The following is a 26,548-nucleotide window of genomic DNA, read 5'->3' as shown; positions in this document are numbered from 1 at the left end:
TTGCTTTCTTTCACAATAAACGAAAAAGCCATAGCGTTCAAGTCAAAAAAAACCATTTTCTCTCAATTTCACTAGAATAGCGCTGGGATTGCCACCAAAAATTAGAAACCTCATAACAATATATTCGCTTCATGTCCAAATTATCCTTTGGTTTGCTTTATTTATATTTTTCAATAGGCGATAGGAAAGGAGAAGCAATCCGATATCTCGAAATAGGTAAAACGATGGAACAATGAAAGACAGGAGGATCTCCAAACGATGATGAATAGTGAAAGTCTCAGCTATGATTTTATGGTCCAAGCGATTGAAGTAGCGCCGATTGGAACGGTATTCATCGATTCAGAGGGGAGCATTATCAAAATTAATCCCGCTGCTTGCGTCATGCTGGGGTATGAGGCGGAAGAGTGTCTGCATCATCCCTATTACCATTGGATTTATCCGGAGGATGTGAATAAGGACAAAGATAGAATGGAGAAGCTAAAGTCGGGTAAGACCGCTTCTTTGCAATTGGAGAAGAGACTGATACATAAACAAGGCGATATCAGGTGGGTATCTTGTATGCTAAGCACAGCTCGCAGCAGGGAAGGAACTACACTCGGCTATGTGGCGCATTTTACGGATATTACCGACATGAAAAAGGCGGCCCACCAAGAAGAGGAGCGGCTGATCCAGTCCGATAAGCTGTCCATGGCCGGTCAACTTGCGGCAGGGATCGCCCATGAAATTCGTAACCCCATGACATCCATTAAAGGGTTCGTGCAGCTCATTCGCTCCGGCGCTGGCCGGAAGGATGAGTATTTCGATATTATCTCCTCGGAGATTGAAAGGATCGAGCTGATCGTCAGTGAGCTTCTGTTTTTGGCGAAACCGCAAAGCGTGAAATTCGAGCGTGCCGATATCCGGCAGCTCCTGGACCAAGTGATTACGCTACTAAATACGCAGGCCATCATACATAACGTCGAGATTATAACGGATTTCGGAGAGCGAGAGGCCAATGTGGAAGGTGATGTGAATCATCTGAAGCAGGTGTTCATCAATTTTATTAAAAATGCGGTGGAATCCATGCCGGGTGGCGGGAAATTGACCATTCGGCTGGAGATAGGCGATGACGACACCGTGGCCATCTATTTCACGGATAATGGCTCCGGAATTCCGGAAGCGATCCTCTCCCGTCTAGGGGAACCGTTCTTCACGACGAAGGAGAAAGGGAATGGCCTGGGATTCATGATCAGCAAAAAAATGATCGAGGACCACAAGGGGCAGGTTCACGTGTCCAGCAAGCTTCAGGAGGGAACAACCATAAAGGTTACCCTGCCGCTTAGCATAATCTAGCTTGACCAGACGTATGGTTCGCTCTACATTATAGAAAGATATAGGGGAGGGGGCGGCTAATATGGGCAATATGCAATTGTTAAAAGAACCGAAGCGGCGCAAGCTGCTGTTCAGTGCGGGTGCCAGCTGGATGTTCGATGCGATGGATGTCGGCATGATTTCGTTTGTTGTTGCGGCACTGGCAGCGGAATGGTCGTTGAGCTCACAGCAGGTAGGTATTCTGACAAGCACCACATCGATCGGAATGGTATTCGGCGCGGCTATGGCAGGATTCCTGGCCGATAAATATGGACGGAAAAATGTTCTGCTGTGGACGCTGCTCATATTCTCGATTGCGAGTGGTCTATCCGCGCTGGCTACCGGTTTTATCATGCTGTGTCTGATGCGCTTTATTGCCGGCTTCGGACTCGGAGGAGAGCTTCCGGTTGCATCCACGCTGGTATCGGAAAGCATGCCGGTTCATGAACGGGGAAGAGCGGTTGTGCTGCTGGAAAGCTTCTGGGCGGCAGGCTGGATACTATCCGCACTCATTGCTTACTTCGTCATCCCGGATTACGGCTGGCGGACAGCCTTTGTTATTGGAGCTCTGCCTGCTTTTTATGCGCTCTATCTGCGGCGTGCCATCGAGGATTCGCCAAGGTATATCGAGCAGAAAGCCAAAGTTACCCGTAAGCTGACCTTCGGGCAGCGAGTGGCTTCGGTCTGGTCGGTGGAACATCGGCGTACGAGCATTATGCTCTGGGTGCTGTGGTTTACGGTCGTATTTTCATATTACGGCATGTTCCTGTGGCTTCCGACCGTCATGGTCGATAAAGGGTTCAGTCTGGTCAGGAGCTTTCAATATGTGCTGATTATGACGCTTGCCCAGTTGCCGGGTTATTTTACGGCCGCGTATTTTATAGAAAAGTTCGGGCGGAAATTCGTGCTCGTTACCTATTTGGTGCTAACGGCCTTTAGCGCAATCTGGTTTGGCTACGCCAACACGGAAGGTTCGCTGCTCGCAGCAGGCATTTCCTTGTCATTCTTCAATCTGGGAGCATGGGGAGGTTTATATGCCTACAGTCCGGAACTCTATCCGACGAAGGTTCGTTCAACGGGGGTAGGGCTTGCCACTTCGTTCGGACGGATCGGGGGCGTTATTGCGCCGCTGCTCGTGGGTGTGCTGAAGCAAAATGGCACCCCTATCGAATTCATTTTCGTGATGTTTTTTGTGACCATCCTGATCGGTGCCCTCGGCGTACTGGTACTTGGCAAGGAAACGAAAGGGCTGGAGCTTGCGGACTAAGGCTAAAGAGCCCCGTTAATGACGTTTTTCTTGCAAACAGCAGGACATGCTTCGAAGTGATGCTTTCTGATATCGGAAGAAAAGGGTGGATCCAAAGGTTCAAATTACCTTGGCTCCACCCTTTTTATGTTTGAGATACAGTTAAGGCTCAAAGTCAATGAGACTTATACTTCCATAATGGATGGCATAATGTACGGGCTTCGGCCCAGTTCCCTTTTAAAATAACGATTGAGCGTGTTATTCGTCATCTGTTCCCAGGCAGCGCGGTTGTATTCACGCTGTTCACCAGCTTTGTTCAGCTGCTTGCGCAGCATCGCTTCAGCCCGGCGCAGAAGAGGCTTGGAGTCCTGCATATACACAAACCCGCGGGTAATAAGCTCCGGCCCGGAGAGCAGCTTGCGGGTCTCGCGATGAATGGTGATAGCGACAATGACAACGCCATCGTGAGCGAGCTGTACCCGTTCCTCGAGCAATTCCTTCTCATGGGTACGCAGCTCACCATTGTTGATGTAGACATCTCCGGAGGGGATGTTCCGCCCTTTACGCGCATAGTTGCGGAATAGGGAAAGCGTATTCCCGATGTTCATCAAGTAAACGTTGCTGTCAGGAACCCCAACCTGCACGGCGAGGTGACGATGATTCAGCATCATCCGGTATTCCCCGTGGATCGGCACAAAATATTTGGGACGCAAGCTGCTGATCATAAGCTTCAAATCTTCGCGACAGCCGTGACCCGAAGTGTGGATATCGAGAATGGAGCCGTATTTAACCTCCGCTCCTGCCCGCATCAAGAGATCGATACTGCGGTTGACGTTCTGGGTATTCCCAGGAATCGGTGAAGACGAGAAAATAACGGTGTCCTCCGGATGAATCTGGATCGAACGGTGGGCACCCGAAGCGATGCGTGTCAGCGCCGCATTAGGTTCGCCCTGACTGCCTGTACAAATAATCAGCACCTGGTCGTCGCGATAACGGTTAACGGCTTTTACATCAATCATCATACCGTCCGGTACGCGAATATAACCAAGCTCCTGACCGATCACAAACACCTTCTCCATGCTGCGGCCGACGATGGCGATTTTGCGGCCTGTCCGGATGGCAGCTTCAACAACCTGCTGCAAACGATGAACGTTCGATGCAAAGGTAGCAAACAGGATCCGTCCGGGACATTCCCGGAACAGACGCAGGATAGAATCGCCGACGGTGCGTTCCGAAGGGGTAAACCCGTCCCGCTCGCTATTGGTGCTGTCAGCCATCAGGGCCAGGACGCCCCGTGCGCCGATATGCAGAATTTTATGCAGATTGGCAGGCTTGTCCTCCGGCGTAAAATCAAATTTAAAGTCTCCGGTATGTACGATCGGCCCGTACGGTGTTTCCACTACGACCCCGAAGGCATCCGGAATGCTGTGGGTGGTTCTGAAGAAATGAACGGAAAGATGACGGAATGCAATCGTTTCGTCTTCATGGAAGACGCGTAGATCACTCTGATCAAGCAGGCGGTGCTCTTCCAGCTTCGCACGAACCAGGCCGATAGTCAGCGCCCCGCCATAGATCGGCATCTGGATTTGACGAAGCACATAGGGAATAGCCCCGATGTGATCTTCATGACCATGGGTCAGGAACATACCCTTTACTTTATGTTTGTTATCAAGTAAATAACGAATGTCCGGAATAATGTAATCGACGCCGCTCATTTCGGCATCCGGGAATTTCAGGCCGGCATCGATGATAATGATCTCATTTTTGAATTCCACACCGTACATGTTCTTGCCGATCTCGCCAAGTCCCCCCAGCGCAAAGATGCGCACGGGTGGAGCGGAAGGCCTCGGTTTTTTGGCGGGTTTGGCAGTTTGAATCTTATCTGTTAGCAGGGGTTTAGACATAATGTGAAAGAATCCTCTCTATGGTAATTAAGGCATAAGCCTGGTCATTTTAATTTCTTCTCTACCTAAGATATCAGAAAGTTCAAGCTTTTGGGAAACGCTTTTCGAAATTCATGTGCATTTCGCTCGTGACAGTCACCTATTTTTACTCACTCTTATATGCTGTAGAAGAGGAGGACTGGTAATGAGCGGTTTATTGAGGTTGGATCATATGGATGCTGCCCATGGATTGCATGAGGAATGGCAGCGGAAAGCGATAACCAAGCTGACCGAGAAAATGACGGACCGTTACGCCAAATTCCCCTGCATTCCGGCTGTGCAAGGACATGCACTGAATCATTTTAGATACGGCTTTATTCATCAGGGTGAATCACAGGCTGCGGCGGAACAGCTGGCTGCTCTGCTGCGCGAGTTCGGGCTCGGATCCAGGGACTTTGGGCCTTATACTTCACTTGTCGTCATGATCGATGCGGAGCATGGCAGCGATAGCCTGGAAGGCACCCAGTATTATGAGCGCTTGTTCTGGCAGCTTTTAAGCCGAACAACCGAATATGATACGGAACCTTGGCCTACGGATCTGCCGGAGGAACCGACGGATCATCTATGGGAATTTTGTTTTGCAGGCGAGCCTTATTTTGTTTATTGCGCTACACCGGCGCATGAGCTTCGCCAAAGCAGATCCTTTCCCTACATGATGCTTGCTTTTACGCCTCGTTGGGTTCTGAAGCAGTTCAATGCCCGAACAAGGCAAGCAGAGCACACCAAGGGATTGATTCGTCAGCGATTGGCCCAATATGATCCCGTACCACCGCACCCTGACTTAAAACTCTACGGGGCGGAGGATAACTATGAATGGAAGCAATATTTTTTGCGGGATAACACGGAGTCACTATCGAAATGTCCGTTTGCAAGGCGGTACAAAGAGATCAATCAACGATAAGAAATAACACGTTGCTATCATCATACCCTAAATCGGAGTCTGGGTTAACTATGCTTTCTATTTAAGAGCTGCCACATTCGCGGTAATCCGCAGTGTGACAGCTTTTTTTGCGTAAAAGTGCTGATTGGCCAGGGTATAGGATTTTGCCCCTGAATAAGTAAATCTTATCCTTGTTGTACAAAAAATGACCAAGTTACACTTAAAGTGCGTCATATCATTTCATCTATATGCGTTAGGAGGTGTGCAAGGTACGAGGCTTTCACCAGCTTTGAAACCGCTTTAATAAACAAAATCAATTGGCGAAGGAGTTGTTTGATGAATGACAAGGTTGTCCAGAACGATGAGAGGATGGATTCTCGGATTCATCGCCGTGCTGGTGCTTGGTATGTTCCCTGTGCACAAGGCTCAAGCCGCTGAGGCATGTACGGAGCCTGCATGGAGCAGTTCTGCCGTATATGGCGGGGGGAATATCGTATCCTTCAACGGCCATGCCTGGAAAGCGAAATGGTGGACACAGGGCGAGGTGCCTGGAACGACAGGACCATGGGGTGTATGGGAGGACCTTGGAAATTGCACTCCCGGGACACCGCCCGTCGATCCCCCGGTGGATCCGCCAGTAGACCCTCCTGTAGATCCTCCGCTGCCTGGTGACCGTATGTATGTCGCTTATGCGAGTTCTTGGAACACGAGTATTTACGATCTGACGACCGCGAGCATTCCCAATTACGTCACCCATCTCAATCTTGCATTCGTAAGGCCGGATACCACGTATATTCAAGGGTCCTACGCGTTTGATCAAGCCGTTGCGGGCTTGGAATTTGTGGAAGGGGCGACCACCCCGAACGGTCAACGTAAATTTACAGCCCAGCAGTCTCAGGATCTGCGTAACAACATCGCCGGACTGAGAGCACGCGGAACGAAAGCGTTCCTCTCGGTAGGAGGCTGGTCATACAGCCAAGGTTCACAGTGGTCCAGATTCAATGCCAAGAACATTGTGGATTTGGCTCTCGATCTTGGCGCTGCCGGAGTCGACATTGACTGGGAATCCAGCGGCAGCAGCTGCAACAAAGGAACAGCCTCCCAGTTCAGCTGCACCAAGGATGGAGAGATCGCGGGTATTATTACAAGTCTCTATAATGAAATCCATGCAAGAAACGCGAATCTGCAGATTTCCATCGCCGGTTGGTCTACGGGCGCTTATTACGTGAAAGGAACGCCGTTTGAGGAAGGCAAGGTCCAATGGGGATCTCCTTTTGGCGGTACCATGTACCGCGTAGTTAAGGATCATGGCGGCAAGATCGACTTCATCAATCTGATGTCCTACGATGGCGGTATTTATTACGATCCGCGTGAAGGTTATGAATCGTATAAGGCAATATACAATGGACCTATCAACATGGGCATGCAAATTGCGCCGGAGGGATCCGGCGGGGCCGTCCTGCAACTGAATGCCGCGCCGGGCACGGTATACGATGCCGACATGATGAACGGTCAGAATAATATCGCAACACCCTATTATAATGTAGAAACGATGGTGAACTATATAAAAAATAAGGGTAGGGCGAATGATGGATTCATGCTGTGGCAGCTCTGGAAACAGCGTGTTCATCAGCCCGCCCCGTCAGGCGCAGCGAATGAGAACAGTGCGGGCCAGTACGTATGCCGAAACCTGCCGCTTCCGGGAGATTGCAATCAGACCATACCAAGCCTGCCGAAATTATAATTTTTTCCGATACTCCGAAGGCGTGCAGTCCATGATCTTACGGAAGACCCGAACAAAATAACTGATATGCCCGAATCCGACATCGAGTGCGATGTCGGATATTTTATTGTCTGGCTGACGAAGGAGTTCAGCAGCCTGGCGAACGCGATAGGAATTCATATAGTCCACGGGCGTTTGCCCGGTCATGGATTTAAAGAAACGGCAGAACTGGCCTTCGCTCATCGGGATCAGATCAGCCAGCTCACTCAGCCGGATAGGACGGTGATAATGATTCTGGATGTAGAGAATGACTTTCTTCAATCGTTCCGTTCTCACCATATCCGCTGCTTCGCTCCGGCTCCTGTTGACCAGTCGGCCAGAGGATGCGGCCTGAAACAACATGAGAAACAGATGTCCCTTAATAGCGACCTCATAACCGGCAGGTTTATGCTTCGACAGCCGTGTCATTTCCTTTATATGCTGAAGCAGCTGCTCATCGGTCTCGGATGTCATCCATCTCGGAAAGGTGGCTCTTCGCTCCTGAAAGGGAACAATCATTCCTTCTTGTACAAGATCGTAGCTGCTGCTGGCAAGCATGCCGGGATCGAACACCATGGCGCAGAAGCTGCATCCTTGATCGCCCCGGGCATGACCGGTATGGAGATCTCCTCCATCGATAAATATTGCTTCACCCGCCCGGACAGGGATGTATTCCGAGTCGATCTGAAACAGAACCTCGCCTTCCAGCACGTGGAAAATTTCCGCTTCCTTATGCCAATGGGAGTCTACCACATGGGCCCCGGGGGCAAATTGATACCAGTAGGCACCAAACGGGAAGCGTTCATTCCCGTGAACAGTGCTTTCTTTTAAGGACTGGCGAAAGGATTGATCCATGATGTACCTCCTTGGAATGAATTGCCGCTTGAATGATGTCATCTTATATCAAAATTGTGCTATAAAACAATGGAATACTGTTAGATCGGCTTAAAATAGATCAGTATAATGATATTATAACGCTTTCATCTTAAAGTTCAATTTTCATAATATAGAAAGGCGGATTAAAAAATGAAATTTACAGACGGCAATTGGCTTATCCGGGAAGGATATTCCGTTTCGGGAGCGGTTCAGGCTTATGATTTTGCGGTAAAAGGAGATACGTTGACAGCCTATGCCTCCACGGCCCCGATTCCGGGCAGAGGAGCAACGATTAACGCCCAGCTGATCACCGTGCAATTTCATTCTCCGGCACCCGGCGTCATCGGCGTAAAGCTGGTTCACTATGCGGGCGTAAGAGATAGAGGACCTGCATTCGAGTTGTACAAACAGGAAGGTGACCATACGGTCATTGAAGAGAACGATCAGGAAGCGGTTCTTCGTAGCGGCAATTTGAGCGTCGTGATCAAGAAAGGTCCGGAGTGGTCGGTTCACTTCTATAGAGGAGAAGAACGCATCACCGGCAGCAGAGCCAAATCCATGGCACATATCGTGGAAGATGGCGGACAGACTTACATGCGCGAAGAGCTGGATCTTGGCGTAGGCGAGTGGGTATACGGGCTTGGCGAACGATTCACTTCGTTTGTGAAGAACGGCCAGGTCGTGGATATTTGGAATCAGGATGGCGGTACAAGCTCCGAGCAAGCCTATAAAAATATTCCGTTCTATCTGACGAACAAAGGCTATGGCGTGTTTGTCAACCAACCGGACCTCGTATCCTTTGAAGTGGCTTCGGAGAAAGTGAAGAAGGTGCAGTTCAGCGTGCCAGGCGAGTCATTGGAGTACTTTGTCATTGACGGGCCTGATCCGAAAGGCGTGCTGGACAAATACACGAACCTGACAGGCAAGCCGGCACTGCCGCCGGCATGGACCTTCGGATTGTGGCTTTCGACCTCCTTTACAACCCAGTATGACGAAGCGACCGTCAACTCCTTTGTTGACGGTATGCTGGAACGCGATATCCCGCTGGAAGTGTTCCACTTTGACTGCTTCTGGATGAAGGGGCTCAACTGGACGGACTTCCAATGGGATGAAGAGGTGTTCCCGGATCCTGAAGGCATGCTGAAGCGTTTGAAAGAAAAAGGCTTGAAAATCTGCGTATGGATCAATCCATATATCGCGCAGCGTTCGCGTCTCTTTGAGGAAGGCCGTGAAAAAGGCTATCTCGTGAAGAAAGCCAATGGCGATGTGTGGCAGTGGAATCTGTGGCAGCCGGGTATGGCGCTGGTGGACTTCACGAATCCGGACGCATGCGAATGGTATGCAGGATACCTGCGTGAGCTGGCAGATATGGGCGTTGATAGCTTCAAGACGGATTTCGGCGAGCGCATTCCGACGGACGTTGTGTATTTTGACGGCTCCGATCCTCATAAAATGCATAACTACTACACCCAGCTCTATAACAAAGTGGTCTTTGATGTGCTGGTGGAGAAATTCGGGAAGAATCAGGCGGCGGTATTCGCACGCTCCGCAACCGTAGGCGGACAGCAGTTCCCTGTTCACTGGGGCGGCGATTGCTATGCGGATTATGAATCGATGGCGGAGAGCCTGCGCGGCGGCTTGTCCCTCGGTCTCGGCGGCTTCGGCTTCTGGAGCCATGATATTGGCGGCTTCGAAAATACGGCTCCGGCGCATGTGTTTAAACGCTGGCTGGCATTTGGCTTGCTGTCCAGCCACAGCCGTCTGCATGGCAGCAGCTCTTACCGGGTGCCGTGGTCTTATGACGAAGAAGCTGTGGACGTTACGCGCTTCTTCACGAAGCTGAAGAGCCGTCTGATGCCTTATCTGTTCCATACCGCCGTACAGGCATCGGAGCAAGGGGTGCCAAGCATGCGCGCCATGTTCCTGGAATTCCCTGAAGACCCGGCCGTTGAAATGCTGGATCGTCAATACATGCTGGGAGATTCCCTGCTTGTGGCACCGGTGTTCAGCGAGAACGGCGACGTGAAGTACTATCTGCCGAAGGGCCGCTGGACGCATCTGTTAACCGGAGAAACGGTGGATGGCGGAACCTGGCGCAAGGAAACGTACGATTTCCTCGGATTACCGTTGTTTGTACGCGGCAACTCGTTCCTGGCTTTGGGCGCAAACGACACCCGTCCGGAATATGACTATGCCGACGGAGTTGAGCTTGGCTTGTATGCATTGGAGGACGGCAGCGAAGCTTCGGTCACCGTTCGCAACATGAACGGGGAAAGCGAGCTGATTGTGCGGGCGGTCCGTGCGGGCAGCCGGATCGACTTTACGGTGGAAGGCAGCGGCAAGCCATTCTTCGTGAAGCTGCATGACACCGGAGCCGTCTCATCTGTAGAGGGCTCGGGAGTGAGCCTGCAAGAAGGCAGCATTCAAGTGGAAGCCGGACAACAAGCGGTGAATTTCACGGCAACTCTGGAAGGGTAAGCTCTGGGTACACCTGCTCGATATAAGGAAAAAAGCATAGCGAAGATAAGCCCGGACCAGCATTATGCTGGAGTCGGGCTTCTTCCATATTTTAGCTGGCCGTGAAAGGACGGCTGTGCTGATATAATAGGCCTGCGGCAGGTTTATTCACGAATGGTTGTAACCGTTTTCTTTTAAAGGGCTTGCCGAAGATTAAAGGACAGGAGCGAAGACGGTCCGATGTTATCCTATTTCATTCAACTTGTGAATGACATGAAAATCCGCAACAAATTGATATTGTCTTTTGTTGTCGTGGTCTTTGTACCGGTAGCCATCGTGGGGATATTCCTTACGGGCGAGCTCCGCAAATTTGCCTTCAACAATGCGTTGGAGCAAGCTTACCAGAACGTGGACCGGGTCAAGAAACGGTCAACCGAAGTCATCAACGTGGCAGACGATTTATCCTATCGGCTATCCTACGACGAGCGTCTGAGAAATCTTGCCAGTCGGCAATATGAAAGCGTATACGACGTATTCGTGGCTTACAGGGAGTATCCTGATTTACAGCAGGCGATACGGATGTACAAGGAAATATCGAATATCCGTTTCTATAGCGAGAACTCCACCATGCTGAACAATTGGGAGTTTCTTTATCCCGAGGAGGAGATCAAGAGAACGGAATGGTATCAGCGAGCCGAGGATGATATTGGCGTCATTTACTGGGATTATATTATGGATGAACGCGATCAGAAGGTGTACCTCAGCTTAATCAAGGGGGTTGATCTTGGAAGCAAAGACAACCGTGGCGTGCTTGTGATCAATGTCAATACGGGTATGCTGAACACGATCCTCAGCCAGGAAACGTTTGATACCATTATTGTGGACAGCAAGAACAATATTGTCGCCGCTAACCGTCCGGAGCTGTACGGGAAAACGCTAGCCGAGATTCAAGATACCAGCGGGGTTGTATACAATGCGAGCGGAAGCTATGAATCGGTTATCCATGACGAAGCCTCCAAGGTACTGATTGAACCGTTAAATACGGAATCCGGGGTTAACGGCCTGCGCATTATTTCCATATTTTCAATTGATAGCATCGTGGCGGACGCCAATCGGATCAGCAAGCTGGCGATGTCGGTCATCATCATCAGCCTGCTGCTGGCCGTTCTTCTGATCTATAGCTTCTCTTCATTGATCTCTAACCGGCTGCTGCGTCTCAGCAAGCATATTACGAAGTTAGGGACCGGTAACCTCGGCGTTGCCATGCAAATTGACGGCAAGGATGAGATCGGTCAGTTATCCCGCCAATTCAACTCCATGGTGGGTAACATTAACGACCTGATGAACGAAGTGCAGGAGTCCAATGAACAGAAAAGGTTAATGGAACAGAAGCAGAACGAAATTAAATTCAAAATGATGGCCAGTCAGATCAATCCGCACTTTTTGTTTAATGCCTTAGAGTCTATTCGCATGGAGGCACATCTCAAGGGTGAGGACGAAATCGCCCGGATTGTGCGGCTGCTCGGTAAAATGATGCGAAGCAATCTTGAGATCGGCAGCGGAAAAACAACGATAAAAGACGAGATCGAAATGGTGCAGTGTTATCTGGATATTCAAAAGTTCCGCTATGAGGATCGTCTGAAATATGAACTTCTGGTGGATCCCGAAGCCGATCGGGTAAGAATCCCGCCGCTGATCATACAGCCGCTTGTGGAGAATGCGGTCATACATGGGATGGATCACAAAGAAGAGGGCACTTTCATCAGGGTGAGGGTCTCGGCAAGTGAAGGGAAATTGCTCGTGATTACCGAGGATAATGGGGCGGGCATAACCCTGGAGAGATTGCAGATGATCTACGGTTATTTGAACGATACCGATGAGAAGGACGGAGGACGGATCGGGCTCCGGAATGTTCATGTCCGTCTGCAGCTTACCTACGGCCCTGATGCAGGTCTGATCATTTACAGCGAGCCGGGCATAGGAACACGTATCGAATTCAGTATCCCGACAGGAGGAGAGAGCGATGATGAAAGTATTAATCGTGGATGACGAACCCAAGCTGCGCGAAGGGCTGAAGAGCATTGTGCCATGGACCGAGCTTGGGTACCAGGTTGTTGGAACCGCAGCGAACGGAAGCGAAGCGTTGGAGAAGCACGGGATGTACAACCCGGATTTGATGCTGATTGATATCCGAATGCCAGGAATGGATGGATTGCAGCTGATCGAAGCCATCCGAAACCTGGATTCCGAGATTCATCTGCTCATCCTGAGCGGATATGCCGATTTTGATTATGCTAAGCGGGCGATGTCCCACCGCGTGGACGGATACCTTTTGAAACCGGTGGATGAGGACGAGTTGAGCATGTATTTGCTGCAGATTAAAGAAGCCATCGAGCAGGAACAGGAGAGGAAGGCACTGAATAGGGCAGCCTCGGATATGAGCCGCGAGCAGTTCATTCAGACATGGTTCAACCCGGAGGGCAATCCCGATCCGGCAGCTTTGCGGAATATGGCCGAGCGATCAGGACTGTTATGGAACCACTACCAAGTGCTGCTTGTTCATCATAACGGCTACGATGAATCCGTTGAGGGGGCCGATGATCGGTTGAAAAACCAGCTGATCGAAGCTTTTGAAGAGAACGGCCACGGCGCGGTCTTTTCCATGCATGGACAGCTCGGCGTCCTAATGCACACGCCGGTCTTGACGGCAGGTGGGCGTAAAGAATTGCTGCATATGGTGGAGGAAGCCGCAAGTCGGGCTGGCACGGCGATAACGGCCTCTTTGGGCCGTCAGGTCCACCGTTTGGAAGATGTGGCGGATTCGTACCGTTGTGCCAAGGAACGGATTCGCGAACGCTTCTTCCATGCTCCCGGCGAGTTGTTATTCCCTGAATCCGAGCGGTTTGCCGGCAGCATAACGGATGAAGAACGGCAGCCCTATGATCCGGAGCAGCTGATGGAACAGCTCTATTACGCCGTAGATGTGGGTAATGTGGAGGTGCAGCGGAAGCTGCTGCATGCTGCAGCGTATGCCATGGTGAATGAAGATTATACGGAGGAAAGGATGAAAAGCGCCTTCGTGGAGCTTCTGACCGGGGTCCACAACAAGCTGATGCAGCATCATACCGAGCTGCAGTCCCGCACGAAGGAATACTCGGATCGGATTGCGGCGATATTCCGCCAGCGCACAGCCTATGATTTGTGCCGCCATTCGTCCCAATTCCTGGAGGAGCTGATCTGGCAGGCGGGCAATGGCGGACGGGATCAGGAGATGAAGCGGATCATGGATCTGATTCAGCGTAATTACAATGAGAATCTTAAACTGGAAACACTGGCCTCCGTATTTAATTACAACAGCGCATACCTGGGGAAGATGTTCAAAAATACAACCGGAGAATACTTCAATACGTACCTCGATAAGGTCCGGATCGACAAGGCCAAGGATTTTTTGAAGCAGGGCATGAAGGTGTATCAGGTTGCGGAGAAGGTCGGGTATACGAATGTCGACTATTTTCATAGCAAGTTTAAAAAATACGTCGGTACCTCTCCATCCAATTTCCGTAAGGAGCTGGACTTGTAATCAGTCGCCACATTCTCACTTACAACCAGACTAAACATAAATACTTTCATATCGTGCCCTTTAGACGCGACTAAGGTACGCGTCTTTTTGTTTTCCCCCTTTCCTTCCCAAGGCATTATCGGGGAATTCAAATGCTGCGAAGCATAGAGCGGAGGGGCCGGAATCGTATCGGAGAAGCGACAGCGGTCGCCTTTAAAGCCGGGAAACAACCTTACCCTACCATCCGAAGTTTCCCGGATTTAACAGCGATCGGAGATACGATCCGGACACGGAGCGGCATAAAGGTCTTTCGCATTTTTCCACCCACCGTTAATGTCTAATTTTTATATGATTTTTAAGCCAATCCTTCGGGTACTTCCCTGCCCCAGCTTGGTTTATCATCAGGATATACAAGAGAGGAGGGGTTGGTTTGAAAGCGGTAACAAAGACAGAAGGTAGCATCCAACCTGCCGCAAAGAAAAAGAAAGGCTTTTGGGCCACTTTCAAAGAGCAGAAAGTACTGTACGGAATGTCGCTTCCATTCATCGTCATTGTGTTCATCTTCAGCTACATGCCGGTATGGGGCTGGTTGATGGCATTCCAGAATTACAGGCCGGGCAAAGGGATATTCGAGCAAAAATGGGTGGGCCTGGACCATTTCGCAGCACTTTTCGCGGACGATAAGTTTTATCTGGTGTTGCGGAATACACTCGCCATGAGTTTCATGGGATTGATCGTTGGGTTCACGATTCCGATCCTATTCGCAGTCTTGTTGAATGAGCTTCGTGGAAGCGTATTCAAGAGGACCGTACAGACGATATCTTATCTGCCGCATTTTGTGTCCTGGGTCGTGGTTGCCGGTATCGTGACCAAAATGCTGTCCACAGATGGAGGCGCTGTCAATCAGCTGCTGATGTGGCTGGGGTTCATTGATCAGCCCATACAGTTCATGGCTCAGGGGAACCTGTTCTGGTACATCGTAACGGGCTCCGATATATGGAAGGAAATGGGCTGGAGCGCGATCATTTATTTGGCAGCGATTTCAGGCATTGATCAGGAGCAATTCGAAGCAGCCAAGGTTGACGGCGCGAGCCGACTTCGCCAAATATGGCATATTACGCTGCCAAGCATCGCCCCTACGATTGCAATTCTAATGATCATGTCCATCGGACATCTGATCAGCATCGGCTTCGAGAAGCAGTTCTTGCTGGGTAACCCGCTGGTGGTGGATTATTCCCAGGTGCTGGATCTGTATGCGTTGAATTATGGCCTTGGGATGGGTCGTTTCTCATTCGGTACGGCCATCGGGATGTTCAACTCCATTGTGAGTATCCTCTTGTTGCTGCTCGCTAACGGCGTATTCAAAAAATTCACGAAGCAATCGATTATGTAGGGGAGGGAAGCAGCATGGCACGAACCAAAACAGCATTCAAGCCCACGCTCTCCGACCGCGTGTTTGATATTGGTAACTTTACTTTTATGACACTGGTCATGATCGTTACTCTGTATCCGTTCCTGAATGTTCTTGCGATATCATTGAACGATTCCGTAGATACAGTACGCGGGGGGATCTATCTCTGGCCGCGGGAGTTTACGCTTGAGAATTACGTGCAGATCTTCAAATACGACGGTTTGATTACAGGGGCCAAAATTACGATTCTCCGTACGCTGGCAGGAACATTCTTGGGCTTGTTAAGCGGCACTATGCTGGGCTACGTCCTCAGCAGGGTGGACTTTCAGGGAAGAAAGTTCATGTCGACCTTTCTTGCGCTGACGATGTACTTCTCCGGCGGAATGATTCCAGTTTTCATTCTGATCCGCGACCTGAACATGATGAATTCGTTTCTGGTCTACATCATTCCGGGCATGGTAAGCGCGTTTAACGTATTCGTTATCCGGTCTTTCATCGACAGCCTGCCATATTCGCTGCAGGAATCGGCTAAGCTTGACGGGGCCAACGATTTCACGATCTATTACAAAATCATTCTTCCGCTCTGTAAGCCCGTACTGGCTACCATCGCCTTATTCCTGGCCGTCGGGCAGTGGAACTCATGGTTCGATACGTATCTCTATAACGGCAACGCACCCCATCTCACGACGCTTCAATTCGAGCTGATGAAGGTGCTGCAGAGCACGCAGGGACAAACCAGCGGCATGATGTCGGGGCAGAACATGGCCGAAATCGTGAAGCAGGTGTCGCCGGAATCGATCAAAATGGCGATCACGATTGTGGTTACGGTTCCCATATTGCTCGTCTATCCGTTCCTGCAGCGGTATTTTGTGAAAGGCATGACGCTTGGAGCCGTAAAAAGCTAAGCGCAAGTATGGTATCAGCAGGCAACATGTCCTGTTATACGATAGATGATTAAAAATCGATTTAGGGGGTATAGCAATGAAACATAAGAAGAGATTATCGCTGCTGCTCGCGATCATGATGATGGCCACATTCGTTCTTGCGGCATGCGGCAACGGCGACAGCAACAATAGCGCAAACGGCGGCGAAGAAGGCAGCGGCGGCAACGATACGCAGCAGGAAGAGAAGCTCGAGCCGATGACCATGACGTATTACAGCGCGGATTCCAATGCAAACTGGGCCAACATGCAGGATGCGGTCGGCAAGAAGCTGACTGAGAAAACCGGCATTACGATCCAGGCCGAATACGCGGTGGACGGCTCCAATCAGAAGCTCCCGCTGATGGTGGCGAGCGGGGAATATCCGGACTTGGTATTTGCCAAGGGTGACGCCAATCTGTTTGTGGATTCCGGAGCGTTTATTGATCTGACAGATCTGATCGAAGAGCATGCGCCGAATATCAAAAAGGTGTATGGAGAATATATGAGCCGTCTGAAATGGAGCAATGAGGATGAGGCCATCTATGTCCTCCCGACACTTGCAGCGGTGGACCATCAGGCCCTTGATGCCGGCGGCACGTTCCAGATCCAGCATGAAGTGCTGAAAGAACTCGGTTACCCTGAACTGAAAACGGTGAAGGATTATGAGAACGCACTGAAAGAGTATGCCGAGAAACACCCGACCATTGACGGCCAGCCGACGATTCCGCTGACGTTGAATGCGGACGGATGGAGAATCATGATCTCGGTAACGAACCCGGCGTTTATCGCGACAGGCGTGTCGGATGACGGCGAGTATTATATCGACCCGGAAACAACCGAGGCGAAGCTTCATTACAAGCGGCCGGAAGAGAAGGAATACTTCCGCTGGCTGAATCATATGAACGCCGAGGGCTTGTTGGATAAAGAAACGTTCGTGCAGAAGACGGACCAATACGAAGCTAAAATTTCCTCCGGCCGCGTCCTTGGCGTCATTGATCAGGAGTGGGGCTTCGGCAATGCAACGAATGCACTGAGAACTTCCGGCAAGGAAAACCGTACCTATGCGAGATTCCCGATCCAGCTGGATGAGTCGACGAAGGATGCAACGTTCCAAGACACGGGTTACGTCGCCGGATGGGGCGTAGGCATTACGACATCCGCCAAGGATCCGGTTCGAATCATCAAGTTCCTGGATTATCTGGCTTCCGAAGAAGGGCAAGTTTTGATGAATTGGGGTATCGAAGGCGAACATTACAACGTGGTGGACGGCAAGCGCGTTATTCCTGAGGACGTCCAAGAGCGCAAAACCTATGACAACGCCAACTTCACCAAGGAAACAGGAATCGGCTTGTACAACGCCATGTTCCCTCGTTACGGCGACGGCGTGAAGGATTCGACGGACAACTATTACACAACGAACTTCCCGGAGACGATCATAGAGAACTATACGCCATCCGCGAAGGAAACGCTGAAAGCGTACGGCGCGGAAATGTGGAAAGACCTGTGGCCGAAGCAAGAGGAATTTGAAGTAAAGCCGTGGGGCGTTGCTTACAACATTCCGGTACCGAGCGACTCCAACATCAATATCACCTATAAAAAGGTGGAAGAGATTACCCGGAAGCGGATTCCGGAAGTCATTCTTGCCGATCCGGCGAAGTTTGATGCGCTGTATGATCAGTTCATCAAAGAACTGAATGATGCCGGCGCCGAGAAGATGGAGCAGGAATACACCCAATTGGTACGCGAACGCGTGGAACTCTGGAATAATTAGGATAGAGGCGAATAGAAGGGGCCGGCTGTATGCGGCCCCTTTTGCCGATATTCAAGGCAGTTGCTGCTAGCGGCGGGCCTTAAGTTATTCGAATAAATACAACCTAAGATGAAGGATTTAAGCTGTTTTTCGAGAAGACCTTTATCAAATTGGAATAAGGGGGGATTACACTGAATTCAGTACAGCAGCAGGCCTCAACATTGTGGTATCGGAAGCCCGCGGCCAAGTGGGAAGAAGCGCTTCCGATTGGAAACGGCCGTCTTGGCGCCATGGTGTTCGGGGGCGTACAGGAAGAACGCATTCAATGGAATGAAGATACACTTTGGTCCGGATTTCCCCGGGACACGAATAATTATGAGGCTCTTCGGCATTTGGCATCGGCAAGAGAGCTGATTGCGTTCGGAAAGTATACCGAAGCCGAACAGTTGATTGAGGGCAAGATGGTCGGCAGAAACACGGAGTCCTTTTTGCCTTTAGGAGATCTGGTTATCAGTCAGAGCGGAATTGGGGATGATTGGACGGACTATAGGCGCGAACTGGATTTGGATACAGGGATTGCATCTACTCACTTTCGAGCCGGCGGCTCCGATGGTCGCTTCAGCAGGGAAGTATTCATCAGTGCGCCTGATCAGGTAGCGGTTATTCGTTATACGAGCACGAACGCCGGAACCATCCAATTGGAGATCGGGCTTCGTTCACCGCTGCGGCATGATACCCGCAGTGCAGAAGACGGATCCTTGGTGTTGTATGGACACGCTCCCACCCATATTGCTGAGAATTACAGAGGTGATCACCCCGGGGCGGTGCTCTATGAAGACGGGCTTGGCATACGGTATGAAATGCGGCTGCTGGCCTTAACGGATAGCGGGCAGGTTACGGTGGATGACAGCGGCGGTATACGCATCAACGGCGCTGGCTCCGTCACGCTGCTGATTGCGGCTGCCACGAATTTTGAAGGCTTCGATCGAGCTCCGGGTTCTGGAGGAACCGATCCGTCCGGTATATGCAGAGAGAGGCTTCAGGGCGCGAGGCGGCGTGGCTTTGAAGAATTGCGTTCACGGCATGTCCAGGACCATCAAGCCTTGTTCAGACGCGTGGAGCTTCAGCTTGGCCGTTCAGAGAATGGACGTTCCATAGAAGCTTTAGCCACCGATGAGCGGATGGAAGCGTACCGGGAAGGACGGAAGGATGCTGCTCTCGAGGCGCTGATGTTTCAATTCGGAAGGTATTTGCTCATTGCCAGCTCTCGGCCAGGTACACAGCCAGCACATCTGCAGGGCATATGGAACCCGCATGTACAGCCGCCATGGAACAGCGATTATACAACGAATATCAATACTGAGATGAACTACTGGCCCGCAGAGACGACGCATCTGAGCGAGTGTCATGAGCCGCTGATCCAGATGATCCGGGAGCTTAGTGTAAGTGGTGCCCGGACGGCGAAGATTCATTACGGCGCCCGTGGATGGGTTGCCCACCATAACGTGGATCTATGGCGAATGGCCAGCCCGAGCGATGGCAGGGCCATGTGGGCTTTCTGGCCAATGGGCGGCGCATGGCTGTGCCGGCATCTATGGGAGCATTACCAATTCCAACCGGATCTCGAATATTTGCGGGAAACGGCTTATCCGCTTATGAGGGATGCGGCATTGTTTTGCCTGGATTGGCTTATTGAAGACGGGAAAGGGCATCTGGTGACCAGCCCATCGACATCGCCGGAGAACCAGTTTCTTACCGCGGAAGGCCTGCCTTGCAGCGTGTCGGCAGGCTCCACTATGGACATGGCCATAGTCCGGGATATATTCCAGAATTGTATTGAAGCATCACAGCTGCTGGACCAGGATGCTGAGCTGCGGGAGGAGTGGAGGGCAGCGGCAGCGAGGCTGCTGCCTTACGCCATTGATGCCGAGGACAAACTGATGGAATGGAGCGAGCCTTACCCGGAAGCGGAGCCCGGACATCGGCACGTATCGCATTTGTATGGGCTGTACCCCGGATCCGACATTACCCTTCAGGATACGCCGCAGCTTGCGGAAGCCGCTTATCGTACGCTGATGTCGCGGATCGACCATGGAGGAGGGCATACGGGGTGGAGCTGCGTATGGCTGATCAACCTGTTTGCCCGGCTACAGCAGCCGGACAAGGCATATGATTATGTCCGGACGCTGATTTCCCGTTCCATGCATTCTAATCTGTTTGGAGACCATCCTCCCTTCCAGATCGATGCGAATTTTGGAGGCACGGCCGGACTTGTGGAAATGCTGCTCCAGAGCCACTTGGGCACTATTCAGCTGCTGCCGGCGCTGCCGAAAGCGTGGGCAGCAGGATCCGTAAGAGGATTAAAGGCTCGCGGCGGGTTTATTGTGGACATGGAATGGAGCGAAGGCATCCTAACGTCTGCGCGCGTAATCTCTACGCATGGCCGAGTCTGTAGAATTAGCTGTTCCGTGCCTCTCGCCGTTAAAAGGGAAGACGGAAGTGTGGTGACGATGGATGAGCAGGGCTCATTTGAAACGGTCAGCGGAGGGATATACCTGATCACGCCAGCGACTTCCGAAGGCAGCCGCGAACACGATTGATCGTACAGTGTAGAATGCTTTGTTGATGGCGAACTGGATTCGGAATTAAAAAGCTAAAGGAGCTGAACCCTAAATGATTAACGAAAAGTTACCCAAAATGTGGTATGGCGGCGATTATAATCCCGAGCAATGGGATGCAGAAGCGTGGAAGGAAGATGACCGCATGTTTAAGCTGGCGGGCATCGATGTGGCCACCGTCAATGTATTCTCCTGGGCTTTGAGTCAGCCGAATGAGGATACGTACGATTTTGTCTGGCTGGACGAGACGATCGAACGGCTGTACCGGAACGGGGTATATATCTGTCTGGCAACCAGCACAGGGGCCCATCCGGCCTGGATGGCCCGTAAATACCCGGATGTGCTGCGCGTCGACTACGAGGGACGTAAACGCAAATTCGGAGGTCGTCATAACTCCTGCCCGAACAGCCCCACTTACCGTAAATACGCCAAAGCCATGGCCGGCAAGCTGGCGGATCGTTATAAGGATCATCCTGCCGTCCTGATCTGGCACGTATCGAACGAATACGGCGGATATTGTTACTGCGATAATTGCGCTGCGGCATTCCGGACTTGGCTTGAGCAGCGCTACGGCACGCTGGATGCCGTGAACAAGGCATGGAATACCCGCTTCTGGGGACATACCTTCTACGACTGGGAAGACATTGTTGTACCTAACGCATTAAGCGAGGAGTGGTCCGGTAATCGGACCAATTTCCAAGGCATATCCCTGGATTACCGCCGTTTCCAGTCGGACAGCCTGCTGGACTGCTATAAGCTGGAGCGGGATGAATTAAAGCGGATCACGCCAGATATTCCGGTGACCACGAATCTGATGGGCTTCTATCCGGAGCTGGATTACTTCAAATGGGCCAAAGAGATGGATGTTGTATCCTGGGACAACTACCCGTCTCTGGATACGCCATACAGCTATACGGCTATGGCGCATGCCTTGATGCGGGGACTTAAGGGCGGGCAGCCTTTTATGCTCATGGAGCAGACGCCGAGCGTCCAGAACTGGCAGCCGTATAACTCTGCCAAGCGACCTGGGGTTATGCGGTTGTGGAGCTATCAAGCGGTCGCCCATGGCGCGGATACGGTGATGTTCTTCCAGCTGCGCCGTTCGATCGGAGCCTGCGAGAAATATCACGGAGCGGTCATTGAACATGTAGGACATGAACATACCCGCGTATTCCGCGAGTGCGCGGAGCTGGGCAAGGAGCTGCAGCAGCTGGGGGACCGAATCCTGGATGCCCGTTCCGACGCCAAAGTTGCGATCATCTACGACTGGGAGAATCGATGGGGCATTGACCTGTCGAGCGGTCCGACCGTTGCCCTTAATTACGTGAATGAGGTCCATAAATATTATGATGCTCTGCACCAGCTGCATATTCAGACCGATATGATCAGCGTGGATGAGGACTTCCGGAAGTATGACGTTGTCATCGCACCTGTGATGTATATGGCAAAGCAGGGATTTGCAGAGCGCGTGGAGGCCTTTGTATCGCAGGGCGGAACCTTTGTGACGACCTTCTTCAGCGGGATCGTGAACGAGAATGATCTGGTGACGCTGGGCGGTTATCCGGGCGAGCTGCGCAAGGTGATGGGAGTTTGGGCCGAGGAGATTGATGCGCTGCTTCCGGGCCAGCAGAATCAGATGGTGCTGCGAGGCCGGAAGGGACAACTGGAGGGCACCTACGACTGCGGCATTCTATGCGACGTGATCCATGCTGAAGGAGCGGAAGTCGTTGCCGAATACGGCTCCGATTACTATCAGGGGATGCCATCGTTAACCGTGAATTCCTTCGGGCAGGGGAAGGCATGGTATGTGGCCACAAGTCCGGAGCCTAAATTCCTGAAGGACCTGATGCAAACGATATGCAATGACCATGGGATTGAGCCCGTCCTGAAGGCTCCGGAAGGCGTTGAGGTGACAAAACGCGTGAAGGAGGGCGTGGAGTTCACCTTTGTACTTAATCACATGCCGGAGAGCAAACTCGTGCCATTGGAAGGGGAGACCTACGTTGACCTGCTGACAGGAGAGGAGCATCGAGATTCCTGCGAAGTGCCGGCACGCGGAGTCATGATCTTGGAGAAGCAGCTGGGCTAGAAGGAGTGCATGAAGTTTCTGCGAGGGCATTAATCGCTCTAAGGGTTCACATAAAAAAGCAGAGAAAGCAGGGGATTCCCATGCTCTCTCTGCTTTATTTTATATGCCCAACTCAGGCTGCTTGCCTTTAGCAGCAAACCGCTGCCCAGTCTACGCTTCCTGCTCATGCAGCTTGCGGAATTCCTTCGGCGAAATGCCCTCTTGCTTCTTAAAGACAAGACTGAAATATTTCTCGTTCTTGAAGCCGACCATTTCGGAAATCGCTGCCATTTTCAAGCCCGGGTTTTGCAGCAGGATTTTGGCCTTGGAGATGCGGATGCGGTTCAGATGTTCCGGGATGTTAATGCCGTGCCTTTGCTTGAATTTGCGGGAAATGTACTCACGGCTTACGTGAAATCGATTTGCAATATCATACAGCGACACGTCGTTCTGATAATTTTGCTCGATAAATGCCGTAATGTCATGGATCAGGTCCTTACCCGTTTGCTTCTGAGTCTGCACAGCCGAGGCCAGCAGGCTCATTAATTCAATCCAATACTGCTGCCACTCGGACAGCGAGCACACATACTTGTCCGGGCTTGGCCGCTCGATGGTGGCGCTTTCCTCTTTGTACAATTTCAACAAAGCTTCAGACGACGGGTTAGCGGTTTCATGAATGACGTGATTGGCGAATCTTTCGATATCGCGGTCCCAACGCTCCAGAAGCTCGGGCGTGAGAACGCCGCTTTTCCGAATAGCTGCGATGAATGACTCTACGGCTTCGGTTATGGGAGCGGGCTGGCCGCTAAGTATGGCGAGCTTCCAGGGATCCTCATACCCGCTGAACTGCACGCCTTTATGATGGTCAACGCCCGATCGGCGCTGCTCCTCTGTATCATGGATAAAGTGATTAAGCACCGTTAAATCGCGCTGATGCAGGGCAGACGAGCATCGGGCATACAATTCCGGAATGTCTGCCGGGTATTGACCGTCGGGACTCACGCCAAAATGCATGTGGCGCGACAAGGTGCGGTGCATCCCGTTATTGATCTCTTGTAGCAGCGTGGCAAGTGTGGCAAGTTGATCCCACAGCAAAATAACCAGTTGGTGAGGTGAACCAAAGTGACGGAAGGCGATCCCGATCCGGTCCTTTTGCAGAAATTCATTGCAAATATTGAGCAGGGCAAACATGAGCAAATCCTGATGATGGCCAAAGCGGCTATAAAGCGCGTGGTCTGACTTGTCCATTTGCATGACGGCCAGTCGTATCGTCTGCGTTTGCTCCGGTACGATGCCTTCATCCTTGAGGCGATGGACCACCTGGGAATGGGCGCTTTTGTCATCGATAAGGCTGGATAACAGCTTCTCGGAATAGACCGGCCGGTACTCGTTCACCTGAACATGCTGCTGCCGCGCCGCAAGGCGCTCCCGTTCCTCGGCTTTCCAGGCGGCCGTCGCCTTGGCTACCGCTTGGTTGATAACGGCTTCCTCAATGGGCTTCAGGATATAATCCGTGCCGCTGTACCAGATGGTGTTGCGTACGAATTCGAAGTCGTCATGCCCGCTGATAACAATGAATTTGATATCCGGGTAATTTTTATGAATCCATTCCATGAGATCCACGCCGTTTTTGAGCGGCATCAGCATATCCATGAGCACGAGGCTCGGTCGGAACGCCGGAATCAGCTCCATCGCCTCAAGGCCATTGGCGGCTTCCTCAATATCGGTAATCCCGTGCGTCTCCCATTGGACCAGCAGTCTTATGGCTTTACGCACGCGTGACTCGTCATCCACGATCAATGCCTTCATCCGTTTCACCTTCCACATTTATAGTCAGTACAACTCGAAAGCCATGCGGCTTGTTGTTTTCGATGCTGAACTTGGATTTTCCGCGATAATACAGTCTCAGCCTTGTCATGATGTTGATAAGTCCGATCCCGCTGCTGTCTTCCGTGTCCATTTCGGAAAGAACCTGAAGCTGTTCCAGATCCATCTCTTCCATCCGAAGCAAATGCTCCTGCAGAGTTTGAAAGGGCTCATCCTGCATTCCGTTTCCGTTGTCCTCAACCGTGATTTGCACGATGGAGGCCGACAGGCGCTTACTTTTTAGCGCGATGTAATTGTTTTCCGCCAAGGGGTTCATGCCATGCTTGAAAAAGTTCTCGATCAGCGGCTGAACCAGCATTTTCGGGATCAACACTTGCAAAGTCGACTCATCCACATCGTAACGGAAGTCGAACTGATTCTCAAATCGTTCCTTCTGCAGCTCCGCGTAATCCTTAATATGATCGAGCTCCGTAGCCAAGGTGACCGGCTTGTCCGTATTGTACATGCTGTATCTCATCATCCGGGCAAGAGCGGAGATCAGGGAGTAAATCCTCTTCATGCCATGCTCTAGCGCAAGGGTGCCGATGGTTTGCAGCGCATTGTTCATAAAATGCGGGTTCACCTGAGCCTGCAGCGCCCGGAGCTGGTTGGTCCGGTTCGCCAGCTTCAGCTTGTATTCCTGCAGGATGAGGTTGTTGATCGTATCCATCATGCTGCCAAACCTGCGGTGGAGGGTTCCGATTTCGTCTTTGCGATTGGAGGAGATATCCACAGTCATTCGTCCGCTTTTGACTTGGCTCATAAGGCCCACCAATTCCCGGATCGGCGCCGTGATATAGACCGAAATCCAGATCGTGGCGGCGATGATGAGAATAAGGGACACGCCGATCAGCAAAATATTGACGAAGGCTGCTTTGTCCGCGCTGCTCAGAATATAGGAGGAAGGAATCTCCTTAATCATCGTCCAGTCGCTGATCGATGTTTTGATATTGTTATACAGATAGATTTTGTTGTTATACTCGAAATGGCCTTCCTTCTTGCCGGACTGCTTGATGGTGTCGTACCATTCCGTTTGAAGCTGCTGTCCAAGCCTCTCGTCATGGCCGGCATACATGATATAACCGGCTTCATTCGTAATATACAGCTGCTCATGTTCGGGCTGGAACAGCTGATTGCTGATCCGGCTCAGGAAGTTCATATCCATATCGATGGCGAGAATGCCTAATCGCTCGGTAGAAGGGACGCGTTCTATGACCCGGTACATCGTGAATACTTGTTTATCGGCCTCGTAGGGATAAGCTAACTGAAAGCCATACGTGTGCAGGGGATGGGGCGGCTGCAAGACCACCGTATCGTTACTAAGATCGGGAATTTCGGGATAGAGGTTGACGTCACTTGTTTTTCTGGCGATATCCTGGGCGAACAATGTGGCCTCTCTTTTGCCGTCGACATAAAGATAGACCTGTCTGGAGCCGCTGATGGCTTTTTGAATGGACTGCAGCGTGGCGGACTGCCTGCCGCTGGCATTGATGTTCTCATGACTATAATAAAGGCTGCGGAAAAAATCCGGATCCGAATAAACCGTAAGGGAATTACGGTTCATGTCTTCCAAATAGCTCTCCAAATTCAACCGTCCCTGATAGAGAAGGTTCATATTTTCAACAACGGCCCGTTCCTTGAGCGAGTTGGTGGTCATGACATAGCTGATGATCATGGAGATGGTGGTCGGAATGATGGTGGCCATGATCATAAAGGTAATCAATTTTGTGCGAATGCTGTTCCAATTCCAGTTCAATAAATTCACCGCCGATCAATTTTCTATACCATTTAGTTCACATCCTGTGGTAGTCCCAGGGTCTTCATCTTAGCATAATTAAA

The 26,548-nt window shown here is 51.3% G+C and carries 16 protein-coding genes; 12 read left to right on the top strand and 4 right to left on the bottom strand.

The window, feature by feature from the left end; all coding sequences use genetic code 11:
• The first annotated feature begins 258 nt into the window (after positions 1-258).
• Together AC0VZ8_RS29620 and AC0VZ8_RS29615 are read left to right on the top strand one after the other, a co-directional pair.
• Positions 259-1,332: an ATP-binding protein gene (locus AC0VZ8_RS29620; RefSeq protein ID WP_475485268.1), complete on the top strand. Its 1,074-nt coding sequence runs from the start codon at positions 259-261 to the stop codon at positions 1,330-1,332.
• Positions 1,333-1,393: 61 nt separating this feature from the next.
• Positions 1,394-2,617: an MFS transporter gene (locus tag AC0VZ8_RS29615; protein WP_194544638.1), complete on the top strand. Its 1,224-nt coding sequence runs from the start codon at positions 1,394-1,396 to the stop codon at positions 2,615-2,617.
• Positions 2,618-2,781: 164 nt separating this feature from the next.
• On the opposite strand, the gene rnjA is transcribed toward AC0VZ8_RS29615, so the two are convergent.
• Positions 2,782-4,500: a ribonuclease J1 gene (rnjA, locus tag AC0VZ8_RS29610; protein WP_071219682.1), complete on the bottom strand. Its 1,719-nt coding sequence runs from the start codon at positions 4,498-4,500 to the stop codon at positions 2,782-2,784.
• 184 nt (positions 4,501-4,684) lie between these two features.
• On the opposite strand from rnjA, the gene AC0VZ8_RS29605 reads away from it, so the two are divergent.
• On the top strand, positions 4,685-5,440 hold the full coding sequence (locus tag AC0VZ8_RS29605) for a YqcI/YcgG family protein (RefSeq protein WP_475485267.1): 756 nt from the start codon (positions 4,685-4,687) through the stop codon (positions 5,438-5,440).
• Between the two features lie 319 nt (positions 5,441-5,759).
• Complete coding sequence (locus AC0VZ8_RS29600) at positions 5,760-7,163, top strand: glycosyl hydrolase family 18 protein (protein WP_475485266.1); 1,404 nt, start codon at positions 5,760-5,762, stop codon at positions 7,161-7,163.
• Here AC0VZ8_RS29600 and AC0VZ8_RS29595 read toward each other — a convergent pair.
• On the bottom strand, positions 7,158-8,036 hold the full coding sequence (locus AC0VZ8_RS29595; protein WP_475485265.1) for a helix-turn-helix transcriptional regulator: 879 nt from the start codon (positions 8,034-8,036) through the stop codon (positions 7,158-7,160). The genes AC0VZ8_RS29600 and AC0VZ8_RS29595 overlap by 6 nt on opposite strands.
• A gap of 171 nt (positions 8,037-8,207) precedes the next feature.
• Between AC0VZ8_RS29595 and yicI the strand changes: the two genes are divergently transcribed.
• The 8 genes from yicI to AC0VZ8_RS29555 all read left to right on the top strand — a co-directional run bounded on the left by yicI (position 8,208) and on the right by AC0VZ8_RS29555 (position 22,864).
• On the top strand, positions 8,208-10,535 hold the full coding sequence (gene yicI / locus AC0VZ8_RS29590; RefSeq protein WP_071219677.1) for an alpha-xylosidase: 2,328 nt from the start codon (positions 8,208-8,210) through the stop codon (positions 10,533-10,535).
• Between the two features lie 219 nt (positions 10,536-10,754).
• Positions 10,755-12,563 (top strand): sensor histidine kinase, encoded by a 1,809-nt coding sequence (locus AC0VZ8_RS29585; RefSeq protein WP_260068221.1) that lies wholly within the window; start codon positions 10,755-10,757, stop codon positions 12,561-12,563.
• Positions 12,538-14,094 carry a response regulator gene (locus AC0VZ8_RS29580; RefSeq protein ID WP_475485264.1) on the top strand — a complete coding sequence of 519 codons (1,557 nt, stop codon included), beginning with the start codon at positions 12,538-12,540 and terminating at the stop codon, positions 14,092-14,094. Before AC0VZ8_RS29585 ends, AC0VZ8_RS29580 begins: the two co-directional genes overlap by 26 nt.
• 409 nt (positions 14,095-14,503) lie before the next feature.
• Positions 14,504-15,466: an ABC transporter permease gene (locus AC0VZ8_RS29575; RefSeq protein WP_475485263.1), complete on the top strand. Its 963-nt coding sequence runs from the start codon at positions 14,504-14,506 to the stop codon at positions 15,464-15,466.
• Positions 15,467-15,480: 14 nt separating this feature from the next.
• Positions 15,481-16,389 carry a carbohydrate ABC transporter permease gene (locus tag AC0VZ8_RS29570; protein ID WP_071219671.1) on the top strand — a complete coding sequence of 303 codons (909 nt, stop codon included), beginning with the start codon at positions 15,481-15,483 and terminating at the stop codon, positions 16,387-16,389.
• Between the two features lie 76 nt (positions 16,390-16,465).
• Positions 16,466-18,178 (top strand): ABC transporter substrate-binding protein, encoded by a 1,713-nt coding sequence (locus AC0VZ8_RS29565; RefSeq protein WP_260068223.1) that lies wholly within the window; start codon positions 16,466-16,468, stop codon positions 18,176-18,178.
• A gap of 200 nt (positions 18,179-18,378) precedes the next feature.
• Positions 18,379-20,757 carry a glycoside hydrolase family 95 protein gene (locus tag AC0VZ8_RS29560; protein ID WP_475485262.1) on the top strand — a complete coding sequence of 793 codons (2,379 nt, stop codon included), beginning with the start codon at positions 18,379-18,381 and terminating at the stop codon, positions 20,755-20,757.
• A gap of 73 nt (positions 20,758-20,830) precedes the next feature.
• A complete protein-coding gene (locus tag AC0VZ8_RS29555) occupies positions 20,831-22,864 on the top strand; it encodes a beta-galactosidase (protein ID WP_475485261.1) in 2,034 nt (677 codons plus the stop codon).
• 150 nt (positions 22,865-23,014) lie between these two features.
• Here the strand turns inward: AC0VZ8_RS29555 and AC0VZ8_RS29550 are convergent, their stop codons facing one another.
• Both AC0VZ8_RS29550 and AC0VZ8_RS29545 read right to left on the bottom strand, forming a co-directional pair.
• A complete protein-coding gene (locus AC0VZ8_RS29550; RefSeq protein ID WP_475485260.1) occupies positions 23,015-24,652 on the bottom strand; it encodes a response regulator transcription factor in 1,638 nt (545 codons plus the stop codon).
• Positions 24,630-26,474 (bottom strand): cache domain-containing sensor histidine kinase, encoded by a 1,845-nt coding sequence (locus AC0VZ8_RS29545; RefSeq protein WP_475485259.1) that lies wholly within the window; start codon positions 26,472-26,474, stop codon positions 24,630-24,632. The genes AC0VZ8_RS29550 and AC0VZ8_RS29545 overlap by 23 nt, the downstream gene beginning before the upstream one ends.
• Positions 26,475-26,548 lie beyond the last annotated feature (74 nt).

The sequence above is a fragment of the Paenibacillus sp. QJM3NY_38 genome, assembly GCF_056173265.1.
This window is presented reverse-complemented; position numbering and strand designations above follow the sequence as displayed.